18 protein-coding genes and 1 other RNA gene are annotated in these 21,077 nt (G+C 63.9%); 10 read left to right on the forward strand and 9 right to left on the reverse strand.

The features are described 5' to 3' along the window. Positions 1-45: 45 nt before the first annotated feature. The 5 genes from CG51_RS03690 to CG51_RS03710 are packed head-to-tail and all read right to left on the reverse strand — an operon-like array spanning position 46 to position 6,896. Positions 46-1,068 carry an aspartate-semialdehyde dehydrogenase gene (locus CG51_RS03690; RefSeq protein ID WP_035741878.1) on the reverse strand — a complete coding sequence of 341 codons (1,023 nt, stop codon included), beginning with the start codon at positions 1,066-1,068 and terminating at the stop codon, positions 46-48. Between the two features lie 38 nt (positions 1,069-1,106). After that, positions 1,107-2,783, reverse strand: a complete 1,677-nt coding sequence (locus tag CG51_RS03695; protein ID WP_084695016.1) for an ABC transporter ATP-binding protein — start codon at positions 2,781-2,783, stop codon at positions 1,107-1,109. After that, entirely contained in the window at positions 2,780-3,889 is a 1,110-nt protein-coding gene (locus CG51_RS03700; RefSeq protein WP_035741880.1) for an ABC transporter permease, read from the reverse strand. Before CG51_RS03700 ends, CG51_RS03695 begins: the two co-directional genes overlap by 4 nt. A 3-nt stretch (positions 3,890-3,892) precedes the next feature. Next, positions 3,893-4,993, reverse strand: coding sequence for a microcin C ABC transporter permease YejB (locus tag CG51_RS03705; RefSeq protein ID WP_035741881.1), 1,101 nt, complete (start codon positions 4,991-4,993; stop codon positions 3,893-3,895). Position 4,994: 1 nt separating this feature from the next. Then, the gene (locus CG51_RS03710; RefSeq protein ID WP_051930016.1) at positions 4,995-6,896 is read right to left on the reverse strand and encodes an extracellular solute-binding protein; all 1,902 of its coding nucleotides are present in this window, start codon (positions 6,894-6,896) and stop codon (positions 4,995-4,997) included. 310 nt (positions 6,897-7,206) lie between these two features. Here CG51_RS03710 and CG51_RS19915 point away from each other — a divergent pair, with 310 nt between their 5' ends. Continuing rightward, positions 7,207-7,680: a hypothetical protein gene (locus tag CG51_RS19915; RefSeq protein WP_156961329.1), complete on the forward strand. Its 474-nt coding sequence runs from the start codon at positions 7,207-7,209 to the stop codon at positions 7,678-7,680. A gap of 254 nt (positions 7,681-7,934) precedes the next feature. Here CG51_RS19915 and CG51_RS03720 read toward each other — a convergent pair whose 3' ends face one another. Beyond that, a complete protein-coding gene (locus tag CG51_RS03720; protein ID WP_035741882.1) occupies positions 7,935-8,453 on the reverse strand; it encodes a c-type cytochrome in 519 nt (172 codons plus the stop codon). A gap of 144 nt (positions 8,454-8,597) precedes the next feature. Between CG51_RS03720 and CG51_RS03725 the strand changes: the two genes are divergently transcribed. Next, complete coding sequence (locus CG51_RS03725; protein WP_035741885.1) at positions 8,598-9,431, forward strand: prephenate dehydratase; 834 nt, start codon at positions 8,598-8,600, stop codon at positions 9,429-9,431. 1,160 nt (positions 9,432-10,591) lie between these two features. Here CG51_RS03725 and nudC read toward each other — a convergent pair. Continuing rightward, entirely contained in the window at positions 10,592-11,569 is a 978-nt protein-coding gene (gene nudC, locus CG51_RS03730; RefSeq protein WP_035741887.1) for an NAD(+) diphosphatase, read from the reverse strand. A 236-nt stretch (positions 11,570-11,805) separates the two neighbouring features. On the opposite strand from nudC, the gene CG51_RS03735 reads away from it, so the two are divergent. The 5 genes from CG51_RS03735 to CG51_RS03755 all read left to right on the forward strand — a co-directional run bounded on the left by CG51_RS03735 (position 11,806) and on the right by CG51_RS03755 (position 17,076). Further along, the gene (locus CG51_RS03735; protein ID WP_035741890.1) at positions 11,806-13,782 is read left to right on the forward strand and encodes a bifunctional 2',3'-cyclic-nucleotide 2'-phosphodiesterase/3'-nucleotidase; all 1,977 of its coding nucleotides are present in this window, start codon (positions 11,806-11,808) and stop codon (positions 13,780-13,782) included. A 166-nt stretch (positions 13,783-13,948) separates the two neighbouring features. Continuing rightward, entirely contained in the window at positions 13,949-14,956 is a 1,008-nt protein-coding gene (locus CG51_RS03740; protein ID WP_035742133.1) for an ABC transporter substrate-binding protein, read from the forward strand. A 52-nt stretch (positions 14,957-15,008) separates the two neighbouring features. After that, entirely contained in the window at positions 15,009-15,800 is a 792-nt protein-coding gene (locus tag CG51_RS03745) for an ABC transporter ATP-binding protein (protein WP_035741891.1), read from the forward strand. Then, entirely contained in the window at positions 15,800-16,564 is a 765-nt protein-coding gene (locus CG51_RS03750; protein WP_035741893.1) for an ABC transporter permease, read from the forward strand. The genes CG51_RS03745 and CG51_RS03750 overlap by 1 nt, the downstream gene beginning before the upstream one ends. 68 nt (positions 16,565-16,632) lie before the next feature. Beyond that, positions 16,633-17,076: a DUF305 domain-containing protein gene (locus tag CG51_RS03755; RefSeq protein ID WP_035741894.1), complete on the forward strand. Its 444-nt coding sequence runs from the start codon at positions 16,633-16,635 to the stop codon at positions 17,074-17,076. 1 nt (position 17,077) lies between these two features. Here CG51_RS03755 and CG51_RS03760 read toward each other — a convergent pair whose 3' ends face one another. Continuing rightward, entirely contained in the window at positions 17,078-17,641 is a 564-nt protein-coding gene (locus CG51_RS03760) for an NADPH-dependent FMN reductase (protein ID WP_035741895.1), read from the reverse strand. Between the two features lie 95 nt (positions 17,642-17,736). Here CG51_RS03760 and CG51_RS03765 point away from each other — a divergent pair, with 95 nt between their 5' ends. The 3 genes from CG51_RS03765 to CG51_RS03770 all read left to right on the forward strand — a co-directional run bounded on the left by CG51_RS03765 (position 17,737) and on the right by CG51_RS03770 (position 19,424). After that, a complete protein-coding gene (locus CG51_RS03765) occupies positions 17,737-18,114 on the forward strand; it encodes a winged helix-turn-helix transcriptional regulator (RefSeq protein ID WP_035741896.1) in 378 nt (125 codons plus the stop codon). 38 nt (positions 18,115-18,152) lie between these two features. After that, positions 18,153-18,249: signal recognition particle sRNA small type (ffs, locus tag CG51_RS19400), an RNA gene on the forward strand. Positions 18,250-18,326: 77 nt separating this feature from the next. Then, the gene (locus tag CG51_RS03770; RefSeq protein ID WP_035741898.1) at positions 18,327-19,424 is read left to right on the forward strand and encodes a transglutaminase-like domain-containing protein; all 1,098 of its coding nucleotides are present in this window, start codon (positions 18,327-18,329) and stop codon (positions 19,422-19,424) included. A 15-nt stretch (positions 19,425-19,439) separates the two neighbouring features. Here the strand turns inward: CG51_RS03770 and CG51_RS03775 are convergent, their stop codons facing one another. Then, the gene (locus tag CG51_RS03775) at positions 19,440-20,777 is read right to left on the reverse strand and encodes an MFS transporter (RefSeq protein ID WP_051930038.1); all 1,338 of its coding nucleotides are present in this window, start codon (positions 20,775-20,777) and stop codon (positions 19,440-19,442) included. Between the last annotated feature and the right edge of the window lie 300 nt (positions 20,778-21,077).

The raw sequence follows: 21,077 nt of genomic DNA on the forward strand, positions 1-21,077 counted from the left end.
CCGATAGAAAACGCGGCCCCTGCGAGGAGCCGCGTGGGAAGGGACTCACCCCTTCTTCAGAACCCGGTTGCCCAGCGTTTCCGCGATCTGAACGGCGTTCAGCGCGGCGCCCTTGCGCAGGTTGTCAGAGACGCACCAGAGATTGATGCCGTTCTCGATGGTCGAATCCTGCCGGATTCGGCTGATGTAGGTCGCGTATTCGCCGACCGATTCGATCGGCGTGACGTAGCCACCCGGCTCCCGCTTGTCGACGACGAGAATCCCCGGCGCCTCGCGGAGGATGTCGCGCGCCTCGTCCTCGTCGAGGAATTCCTCGAACTCGATGTTGATGGACTCGGAATGGCCGACAAAGACCGGAACCCGGACGCAGGTCGCCGTCACCCGCACCTTCGGATCAAGGATCTTCTTGGTCTCCGCCACCATCTTCCACTCTTCCTTGGTGGTGCCGTCTTCCATGAAGACGTCGATATGCGGGATCACGTTGAAGGCGATCTGCTTGGTGAATTTCGACGGCGCCACTTCCTGACCGGGGACATAGAGGCCCTTGGTCTGGTCCCAGAGCTCGTCGATGCCCGCCTTGCCCGCGCCGGAAACCGACTGGTAGGTGGAAACCACGACCCGCTTGATCCGCGCGCGGTCATGCAGCGGCTTGAGCGCCACTACCATCTGCGCGGTGGAGCAGTTGGGGTTCGCGATGATCATCTTGTTGCGGTAGTCCTCCACCGCCTCCGGGTTCACTTCCGGCACGACCAGCGGAACCTCCGGGTCGTAGCGGTAGAGCGAGGAGTTGTCGATGACGACGCAACCCGCCGCGGCAGCCCGCGGCGCGTAGATCTTGGTCGCATCCGAGCCGATGGCGAAGAGCGCGATGTCCCAGCCTTCGAAGTCGAACGTGTCGAGATCCTTCGTCTTGAGCGTCTTGTCCCCGAAGCTGACCTCCGTTCCCAGCGACTTGCGCGAGGCAAGCGCGGTAATCTCGTCGATGGGGAATTCCCGCTCGGCGAGGATGTTCAGCATTTCGCGGCCCACGTTACCGGTGGCGCCCGCGACGACGACCCTGTAGCCCATCCGGACCTCCTGTCTGTCAAGGGACCCGGTCCCTTAGCCTAAAGGGGAGAAGGTGGAAAGGGCTTTGGTGGTTCCGGGGGCGATTCCGGCTGGCGTGTATCGGCGACGGGGGGTGCGTCCTCCGCCGACATGTTGAGTGCGGCGGCCATGAGCGCGCGGGTGTAGTCGGTCTTCGGCGCGGCGAAAATCTCTGCCGCCGGACCTTCCTCCACCACATCGCCCGCGCGCATCACCATGACCTTGTGCGACAGCGCCCGCACCACCCGCAGGTCATGGCTGATGAACAGATAGGCGAGGCGGTGCTTCTGCTGCAGCCCGCGCAGCAGATCCACGATCTGCACCTGCACCGTCATGTCGAGCGCGGAGGTCGGCTCGTCCAGCACGACGAGGCGGGGCCGCAGGATCATCGCGCGTGCTATGGCGATCCGCTGCCGCTGGCCACCGGAGAATTCGTGCGGATAGCGATACATGGACTCGGGCGGTAGCCCCACCTCCTCCATGATCTCCGCAACGCGGCCGTGACGCTCTGACGTGGACAGGGTGCCATGCACGCCCAGGCCCTCGGCGATGATCTGCTCCACCGTCATGCGGGGGGAGAGACTGCCGTAGGGATCCTGAAACACGATCTGCATGTCGCGGCGCACCGCCCGCATCTGCCGCGAGCGCCAGCCCTGGATGTTGCGCCCCAGAAACACGATCGGCCCTTCGGAGGAGATGAGCCGCAGGATGGCGAGGGCGAGCGTCGTCTTGCCGGAGCCGGATTCACCCACCACCCCGAGCGTTTCCCCCTCACGGACGGAGAGGCTGGCGCTGTTGACCGCCTTCACATGGCCAGTGATCTTGCGAAGAAAACCCCGGTGTATCGGAAACCAGACGCGGAGCGCGTCCGTCCTCAGCAGCTCCTCTGCGCCCTCCGGCACCGCGGCGGGGCGCCCCTTCGGCTCGGCGGCGAGGAGCTTCTGCGTATAAGGATGCTGCGGATCGGCAAAGACCACTGCCGTGGGGCCGGTCTCCACGATCTCGCCGTCCTTCATCACGCAGACCCGGTCAGCAATCCGCCGCACGATGCCGAGGTCATGGGTGATGAACAGCATGCTCAACCCCTCCTCGCGCTTCAGTTCCGACAGAAGATCGAGGATCTGCGCCTGAATCGTCACGTCGAGGGCGGTCGTGGGCTCGTCCGCGATGAGCAGCTCCGGCCCGTTGGCGAGCGCCATGGCGATCATCACCCGCTGCCGCTGCCCGCCCGAAAGCTGGTGGGGATAGGCATCCAGCCGGCTCTCCGGGTCGCGGAGTCCGACCTTGCGCAGAAGTTCGAGCACACGCGCCCGCGCGGCGGAGCCGGAGAGGTTCTGGTGGAGCGACAGGCTTTCCGTGATCTGCTTTTCGATGGTGTGCAGCGGGTTCAGCGATGTCATCGGCTCCTGAAAGATGAAGCTGATATCGTTGCCCCGCACATCCCGCAGCTTCGCCTCCGGCGCGCCGCGAAGTTCCTCGCCCTTGTAGCGGATGCTGCCCGTCACCTCCGCGCTGTCGGGCAGGAGCGAGACGGTGGAAAGCGCGGTGACCGACTTGCCCGAACCGGATTCGCCTACCAGCGCCACCGTCTCTCCCCGCCCCACGGTGTAGGAGACGCCGCGCACGGCCTCATGCACCCGTCCGTCCTGCACGAAGCGGACATGAAGATCGCGGACATCAAGGACGGGATCGCTCACCGGAAGGTCTTTCTGGGGTCGAAGGCATCCCGCACGCCTTCAAAGATGAAGATGAGCAGGGACAGCATTATCGCGAAGGTGAAGAAGGCGGTGAAGGCAAGCCACGGCGCCTGAAGGTTGTCCTTGGCCTGCTGGGTCAACTCTCCCAGCGACGGATAGGAGGAGGGCAGCCCGAAGCCCAGGAAGTCCAGCGCGGCCAGCGACCCGATGGTGCCCGTGATGATGAACGGCAACATGGTGACGGTCGCGACCATGGCGTTCGGGAGCACGTGGCGGAACATGATCTTGCCGTCGGAGACGCCGAGCGCGCGGGCTGCGCGGACATATTCGAAGTTCCGCGCCCGCAGGAATTCCGCCCGGACGACCCCCACCAGCGCCGTCCAGCCGAAGGCGGTCATCAGAATCACGAGCAGCCAGAAATTCATCTGCCAGATCGCGCCCACGATGATGATGATGTAAAGGCTGGGCGTCGCTCCCCAGATCTCGATGATCCGCTGAAAGCTCAGGTCGATCCAGCCGCCGAAATAGCCCTGCACGGCGCCGGAGGCGATGCCGATCACCGTCGTGGCGAAAGTCACCACCAGCGCAAAGATCACCGACAGGCGGATGCCGTAGATCACCCGGGCCAGCACGTCCCGCGCGGTATCGTCGGTGCCCAGCCAGTGCTGGCCATCCGGTGCGGAAGGTGCGGTGCCCTGAATGTCGTTCACGGTGTTGTAGCTGTAGGGAATGACCGGCCAGATCATCCAGCCCTTCTGCACGGGCGTGCCGTCCACCGCGCCGGTGGCACGCGCCTCCGCCATCGCGGCGGCAGGGTCATCCCAGCAGACTTCCGCCCCGCCGGTCGCGATCAGGCACTGCACCTCCGGGTCGCGATAGACGGCCTCGGTGGCGAAGTCGCCGCCGAAGGTCGTCTCCGGGTAGAAGCGCATCACCGGCACGAAAAGCTCCCCCCGGTAGCTCACCAGCAGGGGCTTGTCATTGGCAACGAATTCCGCGCAGAGCGCGATGAGGAAAAGGACCGAAAAGATCACCAGCGCCCAGGAGGCACGCCGGTTGGCCCGGAAGGTCCGCCAGCGGCGGCGGGTTAGCTCTGAGACTGCCATCACTCAGGTCTCACGTGATTCGAAGTCGATGCGAGGGTCGATCCAGACATAGGTCAGATCCGACAGCAGCCCGAGGATCAACCCGATCAGCCCGAACACATAGAGCGTGGCGAACATGACGGGGTAATCCCGCGACACTGCCGCCTCGAACCCCAGCCGTCCCAGCCCGTCGAGCGAAAAGATCGTCTCGATAATCAGGCTGCCGCCGAAGAACACCGATACGAACAGCGCCGGAAAGCCAGCGATCACGATCAGCATCGCGTTGCGGAACACATGGCCATAAAGCACCCGCCGCTCCGGCAGGCCCTTGGCCCGTGCCGTCATGACATACTGCTTCTTGATCTCATCCAGAAAGGAGTTCTTCGTCAGCAATGTCAGCGTGGCGAAGCTGGAGATGGTGGAGGCGATGACCGGCAACGTGATGTGCCAGAGATAGTCCAGCACCTTGCCGACGAGCGAAAGCTGATCCCAGTTGTCCGAGGTCAGCCCGCGGAGCGGAAACCACTGCCAGTAGGAGCCGCCCGCGAACAGCACGAGCAGGAGCACCGCAAACAGGAAACCGGGGATCGCATAACCCACGATGATGAGGCCGGATGTCCATGTGTCGAACGGGGAGCCATCCTTCACCGCCTTGCGGATGCCAAGCGGGATGGAGATGAGATACGCGATCAGCGTGGACCACAGGCCAAGCGAGATCGAAACCGGCATCTTCTCCAGCACCAGATCGACCACGGAGATGGAGCGGAAGTAGCTCTCGCCGAAATCGAAGCGCAGGTAGGACCACATCATGTCGAGGAACCGCTGGAGCGGCGGCTTGTCGAAGCCGAACTGCTTCTCCAGATCGGCGATGAAGTCGGGCGGCAGGCCGCGGGCACCGAGATAGCGGTCGTCCCCCCCGGCGTTGCCCGCCGAAAGCTGCCCGGCCCCGGCATCGCCGCCTCCGCCCGAGATGGAGGAGAACACATCCCCTCCGCCCCGGACCTGCGCGATGATCTGCTCGATCGGGCCGCCCGGCACGAACTGCACCAGAGTGAAGTTGATGACCATGATCCCGATGAGCGTCGGGATCATCAGCAGGAGGCGGCGAAGGATATAGGCAGCCATCTTAGCGGAGCGCGCCCTGTGCCTTCAGCCGGCCGAGCTTTGCCTCGTCCATCCACCACATGCCGTCCCCGCGGGAATAGGGCGGCTTTTCCGGAGGCTTGCCGAACACATCCCAATAGGCGATCAGATATTTGCCGGAGTACCAGTTCGGCACCCAGATCTGCTTGGAGCGGAGCACCCGATCCAGCGCCTTCGCACGGGCGTCCAGTTCTTCGCGCGTTTTCGACTGGATGACCTTTTCGATCAGCGCATCCACCACCGGGTCGGCCACCCCCGAGAGGTTGGCCGAATCCGGTGTCGTCGCGGCTTCGGCGGAGAAAAGTTGGCGAAGTTCGATGGAAGGGCTGAGTGACATGACGAACCGCCCGCTCAATATATCGTAGTCGAAATCCTTCTGCCGCTGCTGCATCTGGGCGCTGTCGATCCGCGTCAGGCGGGCATCCACACCGATGCGGCGCAGGTTCTGGATATAGGGGTTCAGCACGCGGTCCATGGAGGTGCCGTCCTCGATGAATTCCAGCGTCAGCCGCTCTCCCTTGGCGTTCTGACGCATCCCGTCACCGCCGACAGACCAGCCCGCCTCGTCCAGAAGCTGCGAGGCGCGGCGCATGTTGCCACGGTCGAGCTGCTGCTTGCCGGAGACCGGCGGCTCGAAGGCGGGTGCAGTGAAGATTTCCGGGGGAAGCTGGTCGCGGAACTCCTCCAGCACGGCGAGTTCCTCCCCCTCCGGCAGCCCCTCGGCCTGCATGGGAGAATTCTCGAAGAAACTGTCCGTGCGTTTGTAGAGGCCGTAGAACAGCGTCTCGTTCGTCCATTCGAAGTTGAACATCAGGCCGATGGCCTCGCGCACACGCGGATCCTGAAACTTCTCGCGACGAAGGTTGAACCAGAAGCCCTGCGTGCCCGAGGGCGTCGCATCCTCCAGTTCCTCTCGCTTCACCCAGCCGCGCTCGACGGCGGGGAAATTGTAGCCCGTGGCCCAGAGGAGGGAGAAGAACTCCTGCTGGTAGAGGTACTGGCCGACCTTGAATGCCTCGAAGGCGGCATTGTTATCGGCGAAATACTGATAGGTGTAGCAATCGAAATTCGCCATGCCGACGTTCACCGGCAAATCCTTCGCCCAGTAATCCGGGTTCCGGCAATAGGTGATGGATCGACCGGGCTGCGCATCCTTGACCAGGAACTGCCCCGACCCGACGGGCGGGGTCATCGTGGACTGAGCAAAATCCACCGTGTCATAATAATGCTTCGGCAGGATCGACAGTCCGCCCGCCAGCATCGGCAGATCGCGCGTAGCCGCGCCCTCCTTGAAGGTGAATTTCACCCGGTGCGGGTCCAGCGCCTCGACATTCTCGATATCGCGGAGAGAGATGCGATAGGCAGGCGAGCCCTTCTCCAGCAGCACCTTCCAGGTAAAGACCACGTCCTCCGCCGTGATCGGCTGACCGTCGGAAAATGTCGCCTCCGGCCGCATGGTGAAGGTCACCCAGGAGCGGTCCTCCGGGTACTCGACGCCCGAGGCCACCAGCCCATAGGCGGCATCGGGATCGTCCGGTGCGCCGGAAAGCAGGCTGTCATAGAGCAGCCCCAGCCCCTGCGCCGGGTTGCCCTTCAGCACAAAGGCGTTCAGGCTGTCGAAGGTCTGGCTCGCTCCCGTACCCCGGAAGGTCATCGTGCCTCCCTTGGGCGCCTCCGGGTTCACGAAGTCGAAATGCTTGAAATCCGCGGGATATTTCAGATCGCCGAATGTGGAGATCCCGTAGGAGGTGATGACCTTCTGCTCTTGCGCCGCAGTCATCGAAGGGGAGAGCGCCAGAAACGGCAGTGTCAGGAGCAGGACGCGGGAGGAAATCGCAGACGAATTCCGTCCGGCGATAATAGTTGTCCTCGGGTCAGCCGGCATCCTGTCCTCCGATCAGCATCGTTCCGCGCCAGCTAAGGGCGCAAGCGGCAAAGTTTCAAGTTGCGATTGCGTGAGAGACTGCGCCTTCCGGCAGGATAGACGGAAAACCGACCACATACATCCCAAAGCGGCAGCCCTGAGCCGGCGGTGTCTGGATGACGTCACCAGTGCCGCCTTCGATGTTCCGCAACCAATGCCACAGCCGCAATGCCAGGATCGACTTTCGGCGCCAGAGGCAGGCGAATGCCATCTATGGCTCGGTCACCGACCCGGTGGCACGGCTCTGCAGAAAGTACCCGGAGCCGGCGCAATGCTGTGCGTTTTCTCCCGCTCTCCCGCTCTCCCACTCTCCCGCTCTCCCGCTCTCCCGCTCTCCCGCTCTCCCGCTCTCCCGCTCTCCCGCTCTCCCGCTCTCCCGCTCTCCCGCTCTCCCGCTCTCCCGCTCTCCCGCTCTCCCGCTCTCCCGCTCTCCCGCTCTCCCGCTCTCCCGCTCTCCCGCTCTCCCGCTCTCCCGCTCTCCCGCTCTCCCGCTCTCCCGCTCTCCCGCTCTCCCGCTCTCCCGCTCTCCCGCTCTCCCGCTCTCCCGCTCTCCCGCTCTCCCGCTCTCCCGCTCTCCCGCTCTCCCGCTCTCCCGCTCTCCCGCTCTCCCGCTCTCCCGCTCTCCCGCTCTCCCGCTCTCCCGCTCTCCCGCTCTCCCGCTCTCCCGCTCTCCCGCTCTCCCGCTCTCCCGCTCTCCCGCTCTCCCGCTCTCCCGCTCTCCCGCTCTCCCGCTCTCCCGCTCTGACGGGTGCTGCCGCATCACCTTTTCCGCAAGTGTCCATGGAGGGCCGGCGGCGCATGGGGCGGATGTGGGTCCGGTTTCCGCCACGACGGCGGCGCCTTGCAAAGAAAATGTCTGGGGCAACGTCTGACCTACGGGCGTGGACGGGAACACCACCCCACCCGAAGGCGGGATCACGGCTCAGTGACGCACCGCCAGTACAAATGGAAAAGGCCGGCGCAAGCCGGCCTGTCTCGTGCCTTCACATGGAGGCGGGATCAGTGCGGCAACGATTCCAGATAGGCGATGAGGTCGACACGCTCCTTGATGCGCGGCAACCCGACGAAGGACATCTTGGTGCCCGGCACGTCGCCCTTGGGATTGGCAAGGAACTCGCTCAGTTTTTCAGGCGTCCACTCGCCGCCATGTGTCTTCATCGCGTCCGAATAGCCGAAGCCGTCCACGGAACCGACCGGGCGGCCGACCACGCCGTCCAGATGCGGGCCGGTGGCATTGGCACCATCGATCTTGTGGCAGGCGCGGCATTTTGCGAACACCCTCTCGCCCGCGGCAGCATCGGCGGTGGCGAAGACCTCCTCGAACGGCGGCTCATCGGAGGCGGCGGCAGCGCCCGCACCTTCCTCCGCACCCGTGTCGATCACATAGGCGGCGTGTTCATCACCATGACCGCCTCCCATGGAGAACAGGGCGCTGGCGGCCCAGTTCGACAGCAGCAGGATGAGCAGGGCCCCGCAGAGCGCGGCAACGGTCTTGGTCACGGTCATCTGGTCGAACATCTGGCCCCCCCGGCTGGTGTCTCGTTCGGTCTTAGCCGCTTCCGTTCGAAGTTTTCAAGGTGTAGTTACCACGCGCCGGGGCGGTGTGTCCCGCCAGCCCTCAGAAGACCTCACAGAGCAAGCCTCAGAATTCCGGGAGAAACCATGCGGGGAAAGATCGCCTTTCAGGGTGAGCCGGGAGCCTACTCCCACCAGGCCTGTCGGCAGGCGCGGCCGGATATGGAGCCGATGCCATGTCGGACCTTCGAGGATGCGATGGAGGCGGTCCGCCAGGGGGAAGCGGATCTGGCCATGCTCCCGGTGGAAAATTCCACCTACGGACGCGTGGCGGACATGCATAGTCTGTTGCCACAGAGCGGGCTTCATATCGTGGACGAGGCCTTCGTGCGCGTTCACATCAGCCTGCTTGGCGTGCCCGGCACAAAGATCGGGAATATCCGGCAAGCGATGAGCCATACCGTGTTGCTGGGCCAGTGCAGGGATTTCCTGCGCGCTCACAGCATCCAGTCGCTGACCGGCGCCGATACGGCGGGCTCTGCGATGAAGGTCGCGGAAATGGGCAATCCCGCCATCGGGGCGCTCGCATCGGAACTCGCAGGCGAGATCTACGGGCTCGACGTGCTGGCCAGGGAAATCGAGGACCAGCAGAACAACACCACGCGCTTCCTCGTCATGTCCCGCGAACTGGACCTGACGCGCCGGGGAACGGCCGGGATGATCACGACCTTCATGTTCCGCGTCCGCAACATCCCCGCCGCGCTCTACAAGGCGATGGGCGGCTTCGCGACGAATGGCGTCAACATGACGAAGCTGGAAAGCTACATGGTCAACGGCTCCTTCACTGCCACGCAATTCTACGCCGACGTGGAGGGACACCCCGAAGATCGGAACGTGCAGCTCGCCTTCGACGAGCTTCGCTATTTCACCACGGAAATGTCGCTTGTCGGCGTGTACCCGGCAGATTCGCGTCGGCGGTGACGAGAGCTGACGGGTCTTTTGGCTCTCGCGGCATTCCCTTCGTGCTCGACAGATCGGCGGGTGCCGTCGCGATCATTGAGGTCGGGAACATGTAGAGAGCCAGCAGGCGTGCGTCCAGGCCGGTCCCCCGGTCACGGGATCGGGGGATCGGGGGATCGGCCTGCGAGCCGGGGCGGGCAGCCCGCTTCCACCCCCGGAGAACGGCGGTTTCCAACTCGTTTTCGGCAGAGCATTCCGCGGCGCCCTGAGGCGAAGATTTTCCCCACATTGCCGAAGAGCACCCCGGAAAACCCAGTTTCGGGCATGTGACTGGATAGATTTCAGGCTTTCAACGCGGATCCTGACAGGCAACGCACACAAGTAAGTGCGCGATTTTTTCCAGCAGCCCGTCAAGGCCATGTTCCGCTGGTCTCCGGTGGAACACAGGCTGTGAGGAGAGGCGCCCTCTGGCGAGGCCCGGGGCGCGCCGCCGCCCGAGCCTCCCTACCGGTATCAATTGTCGGATTCCCTCGAGGATGCACATGCTGCTAGGTGAAACGGTGTGCTGCCTTTTGTGAAACACCGGCTCCCCGGGCACGATACGGAGAGAGGCTTTCAGCTCGGCGGGGGAGCAGGAATCGTTCGACATCCAGCCAGCAATCTGCCCAGTCAGGTGATCCACGGTCCGCCTTCCATGGACATGATGCTTCAAAAGTTTCTCAACAGGCAGCCAGATTCGGAAGGCCGGGAGGCGGTGCCTGAAAACGCGAAATCCGCCGCCCGCCGCGGAAACCCGAGGCAAGCCTTGCAACAACCCCTGCAGTTACTACCACCCCAATTAGCAGGCCGCTGAAAAGCACTCCACGATTCCCCTGAGGCGCAGATCTTTCCCACACTGTTGAGATGCGCCCCGGAAACCGCCAGTTTGGCCCATGACGGGACAGATTTTCTGCTTTCGACGCAAGTCCGGGGCAGGTGCCCGACTTTTTCAGCAGCCTGTTACGACCATCCCCGTCTTCGAACCTCGCGACGGAACCGTATTCCCCCGCAGCCGCCAGCCGGAGCTGTTTTCCTTCTTCCCACTTCGAGGATCGTGGCGGCGCCAGCCGATCCAGAGCGACCCCCGAACAGGGCATGCCGCGCGGCGGCAGCCCGGTCAGATTACCCAGCGACGATGGACTCTAGTCCAGCCGGTCCTCCATCCAGCGATGGATGAGGAAATGCGCGATCGCTCCCTCCCGCGCGGGGCGAATTGCGGGATTGGCACCGGACAGCACATCCACCATCTCCTGCCGTGAAACCCAGCGCGCGTCCTCTATTTCCGCCGGGTCGATTTCTATGGCATCCGATAGAGCCTCTCCCCGGCAGCCGATCATCAGCGAAGCGGGGAAGGGCCAGGGCTGGCTCGCAAGATATTGCACCGCGCCGACGCGGACGCCCGCCTCCTCCAGCACCTCGCGGCGGACCGCGGCCTCCACCGTCTCGCCGGGTTCGATGAATCCCGCGAGCAGCGAATACATCCCCTGCGGCCAGGCGGCGCTCCGCCCCAGCAGCACACGATCTCCCCGCGTGATGAGCATGATGACCACGGGATCGGTGCGCGGATACTGCTCCGCCCGGCAGTTCGGGCAACGCCGGATCCAGCCCCCCATCGCGGGTTCGGAGGCATGGCCGCAGCGCGGGCAGAAGCCATGTGTCGCGTGCCAGCCGAAAAGCGCGCGGGCGGTGGCTGCGATCTCCGCCTCCCGGCGGGTGAGGCGGGTCATCACCGCGCGCAGTTCGACGAAACGGCTGTCGGCGGGAAGCGCGGGATGGCGCTGCTCCCGTGGATCAAGAAAGGCGGCATTGGCGGCGGCATCGGCGATGTCGGGTGACCAGGCGGAAATATCGGCCCCGAACCACGGCACGCCGTCGTCAAGGCCGAGCAGCGTCGGTGCTCCCCCGGCTTCCGCCAGTGCAGGATGGCCCGGCGACACGGTGACCAGCCCCATCTCTCCGGCCGGCCCTGCCTCCACAACCGGCACGAGGCCTTGCCACAGTGGCAGAACCCGCGCATCCGGCCTTTTCAGCAGCGCCGCCAGCGCGTCCGGCTTCGCCCTGAGACCGGAGGCCCTGTCGAGCCCCGCGCTTCCAAAAGTCACATCTTCCGCATCCCGCATTTCTGCCTCCCGCCGCCGTCAGACATCCGGCCGACTGCCAGTTTCGCTCATTGGATCGCATGCCGCCGGTGCCACCGCAAGCTGCACAAAAACACGGCATTCATGGAAATTAAACAATTACAAGTTGTAATTTCTCGGTTATACCTGCGGTGGCGATCCTCCGCCGTTGGCGGGAACGCGGTATGCGGCCTACCACTGATGATGCTAGGATCACCCTGTCTAAAGCGGAGGTGGGCATGCGGCAGGGCACAGATTTCACGATGACCCGTCGGAGATTTCTGGCGGGAACGGCAGGAACCGGTTTGATCGCTCTGCACCCTTTCTCCCTTCAGGCCGCCACCAACCAGGCGCATCTGCGGATCCTCGAGACGACGGATCTTCACGTCCACATCTACCCCTATGACTATTATGCAGACCGGGCGTCCGACACCGTCGGGCTGGCGCGCACCGCCGCGCTGATCGAGGCCGTCCGGGCAGAGGCCACGAACACGATCCTGCTGGACAACGGCGACTTCCTTCAGGGCAACCCGATGGGCGACTACATCGCCTATGAGCGGGGCATGCGGCAGGGCGACGTGCACCCCGTGATCGCGGCGATGAATGCTGTCGGCTACGACGCGGGGACCCTGGGAAACCACGAGTTCAACTATGGGCTGGAGTTTCTGGAGCGGACGCTTGCGGGGGCGGACTTCCCGGTGATCTCCGCCAATGTTGCGAAACGGCAGGGCGCGGGACCGCGGGGAGACCAGACACTGATCCCCCCCTATGTCATTCTCGACCGCATTGTGAGGGACGGCTCCGGGCAGACCATCCCCATCCGCATCGGGCTGATCGGTTTCGTGCCGCCGCAGATCCTGAAATGGGACCGCAAGCACCTGGAGGGCCGGGTCGAGACGCGCGACATCGTCGAGGCAGCGGAAGCATGGTTGCCGGAGATGAAAGAGGCGGGGGCCGATATCATCGTCGCGCTATCCCATTCGGGCATCGGGACGGCGGAGCGGTCCGATGGAATGGAGAATGCCTCCACCCCCCTCGCCGCCCTGCGGGGGGTGGATGCGGTGCTGACGGGGCACAGCCATCTCGTCTTCCCCTCCCCCGCCTTTGAAGCCTCCGCCGCCGTCGATCCGGTCGCGGGAACGCTCCACGGCAAGCCTGCGGTCATGGCGGGCTTCTGGGGTTCACACATGGGGTTGATCGACCTTCTGCTCGAACACGAGGGCGGCCAGTGGCGTGTCGTCACCGCGACGAGCGAGGCCCGGCCCATCGCCCGCCGGAACGAAGACAGGAGCGTAACTGCGCTGGTGGACAGCCGTCCCAACGTGCTGGCCTCCGTCATGCGGGAGCATGAGGAAACGCTGGCCTATGTCCGCCGCCCCGTGGGCCGGACGAGCGCGCCGCTGCACAGCTATTTCGCCCTCGTGGCCGATGACCCCTCTGTCCAGATCGTCTCAAATGCGCAGAAGTGGTATATCGCCGAGATGATGATCGGCTCCCCGCATGAGGGGTTGCCGATCCTCTCCGCCGCCGCGCCCTTCAAGGCCGGAGGTCGGGGCGGGCCAGACTACTATACCGATGTGCCCGCGGGCGACATTGCCATCCGCAACGTGGCCGACCTCTATCTTTACCCCAATACGGTCCGCGCGGTTCGGGTGACAGGGGCGGAACTGCAGGGCTGGCTGGAACGATCCGCGGGCATGTTCAACCGGATAACGCCGGGGGAGACCGACCAGCCTCTCCTCAACCCGGAGTTTCCGAGCTACAATTTCGACGTGATAGACGGCGTTACCTATGAGATCGACCTCTCCCAACCCTCCCGCTATTCCGCCAAGGGGCAGCTGGAGGCGCCGGAGGCCAGCCGTATCATCAACCTTTCCTTCGACGGCCGCCCGGTGGAGCCGGAACAGGAATTCATCATCGCGACCAACAACTACCGGGCGGAAGGCGGTGGAGATTTTCCCGGCGCGGACGGCACGACGATTGTCTTTGAAGGGCCCGATACCAACCGGGACGTCATCGTGCGCTATATCGTCGAACAAGGCACGATCAACCCGTCTGCGGACAATAACTGGCGTCTTGCGCCCCTGCCCGACACGAGCGTCATCTTTGAGACAGGGCCGAAGGCGGCGGATCATCTGGGCGATCTGAACGGACTGCGCATCGAAGCGGCAGGGCCGGGAGAGGATGGCTTCGCCCGTTTTCGTATCCTCCTCTAGTTTGCAAAATGCCCGTTCACAGGGCGTTATTACCGGATGAGCTCAAAAAACACGCACTGACCTGCGACGAATTTGCACAGTTCGCAGGCAGTTTCCCTAAGATGCTCCCCTGCCGGGCGAATATCGGGCACGGTCGGTGCCGCAGTTTTCAAAGAGGCCCTTCGTGTTGCACCGCGCCCTGACAGCCATCACCGCCACCGTCCTCATCGCCACGGGCGCGTCGGCGGAAACCACGGTCCCCTTCGCCCTCGACTGGAAGTTCGAAGGCCCCTCGGCCCCCTATTTCGCCGCGATCGACAACGGTCATTTCAAGGCCGAGGGCCTTAATGTGGAGATCTCCGCAGGCCAGGGATCGCTCGATGCCATTCCGAAAGTGGCGACGGGCGCATTCCCGTTCGGCTTTTCCGACATGAATTCCATCGCAAAGTTCCTCGACCAGAACCCGGGCGCGCCGGTCACGGCGGTGATGATGGTCTATGACAAGCCCGCCGCTGCCATGGTCGGCCGCAAGTCACAGGGCATCAACGAGATCAAGGATATCGAGGGCAGGAAGCTCGGCGCTCCGCCCCCGGACGGCGCATGGGCGCAATTCCCTGCCTTTGCGAAGGCCAACGACATCGACATTTCCAAGATCACCGTGGAGCCCGTCGGCTTCCCCACGCGGGAACCCATGCTGGCAGAGGGCAAGGTGGATGCGGTGATGGGCTTCTCCTTCTCCGTCTTCCTCAACCTCACGCGGCTCGGCGTCCCGGCGGATGACATCTCCATCTTTCTGATGGCCGACAACGGGGTGAAATACTACGGCAACGCCATCATCGTGAACACCGCCTACGCCAAGGAGCACCCGGAGCAGGTGACAGGCTTCCTCCGCGCGGTGGCGAAGGGCTGGCATGATGCCATCGCCAACCCGGAAGCGGCGGTGGAATCCATGATAAAACGCTCCCCCGCCTCCGATCTGGCGCTGGAGACGGAGCGGTTGAAGATGTCCATCGAGACGAACGTGCTGACCGACTGGGTCAAGGAGCACGGCATGGGCAATGTCGATCCCGAACGGTTCGCGGCATCCATCGACCAGCTCAAGGAAATCTACACCTTCCAGAACGATCCCACGCCGGATCTGTATTTCACCGCCGATTACCTGCCCGCAGACGGCAGCCTGAAGCTCGCAGACTGACCGCATTCAAACAGGGCCGGGCGGGGTTGCACCCGCCCGAAACGGAACCGGCATGGCAAACCTCGTCGATATCAAGGGCGTCACGCACGCCTACAAGACCAAGGCCGGCCCGCTGCCGGTTCTGGACGACCTCAACATCTCCATCCCGGAAGGCAATTTCTGCGCGGTGGTCGGCCCATCCGGCTGCGGCAAGTCCACGCTCACCCGGCTGATCGCCGGACTGATGATCCCTGACAGGGGAGAGGTCTGGCTGCACGGGGAACGGGTGAAAGGCCCCCGCAAGACGGTGGGGATGGCGTTCCAGAACCCCGTCATGCTGGAATGGCGCACGATTTTGGACAATGTGATCCTGCCGCTGGAGATCGTTTCCCCCGGCATGGCCCGCAAAGCCCGGGAAGCCCGTGCGATGGAGCTGCTGGAGCTGGTGGGCCTTGGCAAGTTCGCGGACAAGCGTCCCTCCGAACTCTCGGGCGGAATGCGGCAGCGCGCCTCCCTCTGCCGGGCGATCGTCCACAAGCCCGACGTGCTCATCATGGATGAACCCTTCGGCGCGCTCGACGCCTTCACGCGGGAGGATCTGTGGCAGACGATGCACGCGCTCCGCGCGGAGGAGCCATTCACCTCTCTCCTCATCACCCACGACCTGCGGGAGAGCGTGTTCCTTGCCGATGAGATCGTCGTGCTCTCGGGCCGCCCTGCCACCACCCAATATGTCATGACCGTCGCCCACGACGGCCCGCGGACGCTCGACATGCTGTATGAACCCGCCTCTGTGGAGCGCCTCTCCATCCTTCGCGATCAGATCGAAATCGCGCAAGGCCGCAAACCGGCGGGGGCGCACTGATGGAAACGCTGCGCAAGATCGCCATTCCGCTGATCGCCACCGTGCTCCTGCTCGCGGGGTGGGAATTTCTGGTCTGGGTGAAGGGCTGGCCGAACTACGTGATGGCCTCCCCCTCCGATCTGCCGCCCGCCTTCTGGAAATACCGGGAGTTGTTCTTTACCCAAGGCTGGCAGACGCTGTGGCGCACGGTCGTCGGCCTGGTGCTGGCGGTGATCTTCGGCACGCTGCTGGGAATGGTCATGGGCTTTTCTCGCACCATGCGGGATGCGCTCTATCCGCTGCTTGTGGGCTTCAACGCCATACCGAAGGCGACGGTGGTGCCGGTGGTGGCGCTGATCTTCGTCGGCCAGCATGATTTCAACACCGTCCTCATGGCCTTCATGATCTCCTTCTTCCCGATTTCCGTGTCGGTGGCGATCGGGCTGTCCACGCTGGAACCAGAGTATCGCGACATCCTGCGATCCCTTGGGGCGTCCAAGTTCACCATCTTCCGCAAGATCGCCCTGCCGAAAACCCTGCCGGAGTTCTTCGGCGCGCTGAAGGTCGCGGTGACGCTGGCCTTCATCGGCACCAACCTGATGGAGATCGTGGAACCGCATGGCCGGGGCTTGGGTGCGCTGTTCGATTCAGGCAAGATCAACGCGGATTACCCGCTGATGTTCGCCGTCCTGCTCGCCCTCGCCTTTTTGGGGATCGTGCTCTACTATATCGTGGTGGCGCTGGAGAAGATTTTCGCCGGCTGGGCGGAACGCAATACGGCCTGAGAATTTGTGCGTCAGCAGGGAACCATTTCACCGGCAGCGATTGATCCTGATCCAGTCAGGAGAAGACGATGTCCTACGCCCGCTTCCTCACCATGATCGCCGTTTCCACCGTGCTGATGTACGTCTTGATGTATCTCAACACCTGGAGTTGGGATCACGTCTATTTCAGCGAAACTCGCGCCTTCGCCGCGCTCTACATGGGTGCGGTGATGGCGGTGGTCATGTTGCTTTTCATGTGGGGCATGTATCGCAACCGCGCCGCAAATTACGCCATTCTAGCTGGGAGCGCCGTGGTGTTCGCGGTGGCGCTCGCCCTGCTCCGGTCACAGGCGACCGTGGGGGATGTGGCCTGGATGCGCGCGATGATCCCGCATCATTCCATCGCCATCCTGACGTCATCGCGGGCGCACATCACCGACCCGCGGGTGAGGTCGCTGGCCGACGGGATCATCACGACGCAGCAGCGGGAGATCGGCGAGATGAAATCCCTCATCGCCGATCTCGAGAGGTAGATCAGGCGGGAACCGGTTCCTTGGCCACCGCGTCGATGAGAGCGGCGAAGGCGTCGACCCAGCCCGAGAGGAATGCCTTGGCCGTCGGCTCGACCAGCGTGCCGGTGGCATCGAACAGTTCCGGCTTCCAGACGAAATACACCTCCGGCTGGCCGAGTTGAACGGTGCCCAGAATCGTCGCGAGCATTTTCATCGACTGTTGTCCGGCGGCGGAGCCCGTCGTGCCGGGAGTGGTCCCGACGACGGCAGCGGGTTTGCCCATCCAGGAGCTTTTCCCATAGGGGCGGGAGCCCCAGTCGGCGGCGTTCTTCAACGCGGGGGAGAGCATGCGGTTGTATTCGGGCGTAACGAAGAGGACGGCATCGGCGGCCTCGACCTCGGCCTTCATCCGCAGGACGGAATCCGGCACCTCATCCCACAGGTCTTCATTGTAGAGCGGCAGATCGCCGATCTCGACGAATTTGAAGCCGAGCTTACCAGCGGCCAGCTTTGCCAGCGCTTCGGCGAATTTGCGGTTGATCGAATCCTTGCGGAGCGATCCGACGAGAACGGCCACGGTCTTCATGGGAGGAGCCTCTTGTTTCTTTGAGTGACTGGGGGCAAATTAGTAACCGTCTCGCAAAACGCAAGAAGGCACCTTGCAGTCAGAAGGTTACACCCATGGAACCCACCCATCAGCGCTGCAATAGAGTGAATGACATCATCTCGCTTGTCGGGGACAAGTGGAGCGTCTTGATCGTCATGCATCTCAGCGCCGAGCCGCGCCGATTTTCCGAGATCAAACGATCCATCACCGGCATCTCCCAGAAGATGTTGACCGTTACCTTGCGGGGTCTCGAGCGGGATGGTTATGTGCACCGGCGCGTTTATCCGACCGTGCCGCCGCGGGTGGAATATCGGCTCACGCAGCTGGGCGAGGAGCTTCAGGTTCCGCTCGGAGCGCTCGGAAATTGGGCGGAAACGAATTACGAACGGGTATGCACGGCCCGTAAGGCCTATGATTTTGGCGCGACTCAGCCGCTGACGGCTGCAGAGTAGTCTTGCCATTTCCGCCCGCGCGCCGTAAATCCGGCTGCGAGAGGTTGGCGCGGGCGAGCGCCTCGCCAACCCGGTCAGGTCCGGAAGGAAGCAGCCGTAACGAGTCCCGCTTGGGTCGTTGTCCAGCCTCTCACCCGTTCTTCTCCGAAAATCGTTGAGCACGGTCTGGTCTTGGCGCAGTCTGTCCAGATACCCACGGACAGGAGAAGCCGATGACCGCCCATCCCCGCAGGACCGTTCTGAAGATCGCGCTGGCTGCAGGATTCGCCCCGATGTTCGGGGGCCTTGCCTCCCGCGCCTGGGCGGATCCGGTCAGCTTTTCTCCCGCACCCACGCCATGGCGGGCTTACGAGACACGCACGACGATTGCCCTTCCCGCCAGCCGGGCGGAGATATGGCTGCCAGTGCCCTCGCTCTCCACTGATTACCAGCGAAGCCTCGGCGATGGCTGGACAGGCAATGCGGCACAAGCCGAACTGGTGACAGACCCCTCGACGGGCGCGCGCTTCCTGCATGCGGAGTTCGATGGCAAGGCTCCCGGAAACCTTGAACTGGTCAACCGGTTCGAGACGCGAAACCGCACCACCGACTGGTCGAAAACCTCTGATGTCTGGGAAGAACCTGCCGTTCTGGCAGCGGCACTGCGGCCCTCCGCGATGAAGCCGCTCGACGGTGTGGTCGCGGAGACGGCGGCACGGATCACCGCGGGCGCCACCACGGATGTGGAGAAGGTGCGCGCGATCTACGCCTATATCGTTGCTAACTGCTATCGCAATCTCGACACGCCGGGCTGCGGTCCGGGGGATGCCGTGGCGACGCTGACCAGCGCCGGGCTGGGCGGGAAATGCGCCGATCTGAACGGGTTGTTCGTGGCGCTCACCCGTGCGTCGGGGGTTCCCGCGCGCGACATGTACGGGGTCCGGGTTGCCCCCTCCGCCTTTGGCTACAAGCAGCTCGGCGCGAACAGCGAGACGATCACCGGCGCCCAGCACTGCCGGGCAGAGGTCTGGCTCGATGGCTACGGCTGGGTCGCGATGGACCCCGCCGATGTGCTCAAGGTGATGCGCGCCGAATCGGACCGCTGGATCCGTGACCCGTCCGACCCGCTGGTGACAGAGGTGGACGCGGCTCTCCTCGGCAACTGGGAGGGCAACTGGGTGGCCTACAACCGGGCGGAGGATCTGCACCTGCCGGGCCGGCCGGGCACTCTGCCCTTCCTCATGTATCCGCAGGGGACCGTGGACGGCGCCGCGCTGAACGAGCTTGACGCCAAGGCCTTCGCCTACACGATCACCGCACGCGAGGCTTGATGCGCAGGGCGGCCCTCAATGGGCCGCCGCTTCCGCTCCGTTGAGGCCGATCTCCCCCTCCACCCGTGCGCTGTTCGCCATCAGGTAGAAGCCCAAGCCCGTCGTCAGAGCGGCGATGAACAGCAGATACCACGCATGCGCCATCGGGCTGACGGCGAGAAACGTGGTAACGAGCACCGGCGTCAACCCGCCGAAGATCGCATAGGCCACGTTGTAGGAGAAGGAGAGGCCGGAAAACCGGACCTGCGCGGGAAAGGCGCGCACCATGACATAGGGCACGGCGCCCACCATGCCGACCGCCAGCCCCATCACAGCGTAAAGCCCGAACAGAACCGGCAGGGACACACCCGCGAAGGTGTAGAAGGTGAAGGTCGCCACTCCGAACACCACCCCTGCTACCGCGAAGAACGGACCGCTGCCCACCCTGTCCACGATCGCCCCGGCGCTGACCGTTCCGAAGATCAGGAACAGTGTGCCGAAGCTGGTGGCAGAAAGTGCCTCCAACGCGGAATAGCCATAGAGTTTCTGCAGAAAAGTCGCCGTCATCAGCGTGGTGACGACAATCCCGGCAGACAGCACCCACGTGAGCAGGCCGGAGATGATGACGCCGGGCATATGGTCGCGCAGGACGGTGCGGATCGGCAGCGTCTCCTGCAGGCGGCTGTCTTGCTTCATGGCGAGGAAGATCGGCGTCTCCGACAGCCAGCGGCGCAGATAGACCGCAAGCAGCCCGAAGACCCCGCCGAGAAAGAACGGAAGGCGCCACGCCCAGGCGGAAACCTGTTCCGCCGTGAAGGTCCAGTTGATCGCCGTGGCGATCAGCGAACCCAGCAGGATGCCCATCGTCAGGCCGGAACACAGGAACCCGCAAGCCATGCCCACGCGCCGGGCGGGCACATGTTCCGCCACGAATGTCCATGCGCCCGGAACCTCGCCGCCGATGGCCGCGCCCTGCAACATGCGGAGCACGATCAGCAGGATCGGGGCCAGCACGCCGATGGTCGCATAGGTCGGCAGCATCGCCATGCCGAGAGTCGAGATCGACATGAGGAACACGGACAGGGCGAATACGCGCTTGCGCCCCACCTTGTCGCCATAATGCGCCATGACGATCCCGCCAAGCGGACGCACGAGGTAACCTGCGGCAAAGATGCCGAAGGTCTGGATCATGACCAGCCAGTCCGGCATGTCCGGTGGAAAGAACAGATGGCCGATGACCGCCGCGAAAAAGACAAAGATGATGAAGTCGTAGAATTCCAGTGCCCCGCCCAGAGCCGACAGGCCCAGAACCTTGAAATCCTCACGATTGAGCGGGCGGTTTTCCTCACCCGCGCCTTGCAGCGTCTCAGTCATCATGCGTCCTTTTCGATTTCCCGCTCCATCCTTCGGGACGCAGCCTTATCGCGGCAATCGCGCAGCGCGGCAAGCGAGACGTGGGAGCACAACATGACACTGCGGCCAGGACGCTACGTTGGCCTCCTCCCCCTGGCAGGGGTGCCAGCACAGGTGAAGCCCAGTTTTTTCGGACGACCGCGCCAGGAGGATTGCTGAAGTTTGCTTCGGAGCGGAAGTCGTCCCTTGTCCGGGGAGTTCCAGTCAGAACGCTACGGATGGCAGGTCATTGCAGGATCGATTTCCCGGGTCTGAGAGCGG

The organism is Haematobacter missouriensis, from assembly GCF_000740775.1.
GTDB lineage: Bacteria > Pseudomonadota > Alphaproteobacteria > Rhodobacterales > Rhodobacteraceae > Haematobacter > Haematobacter missouriensis.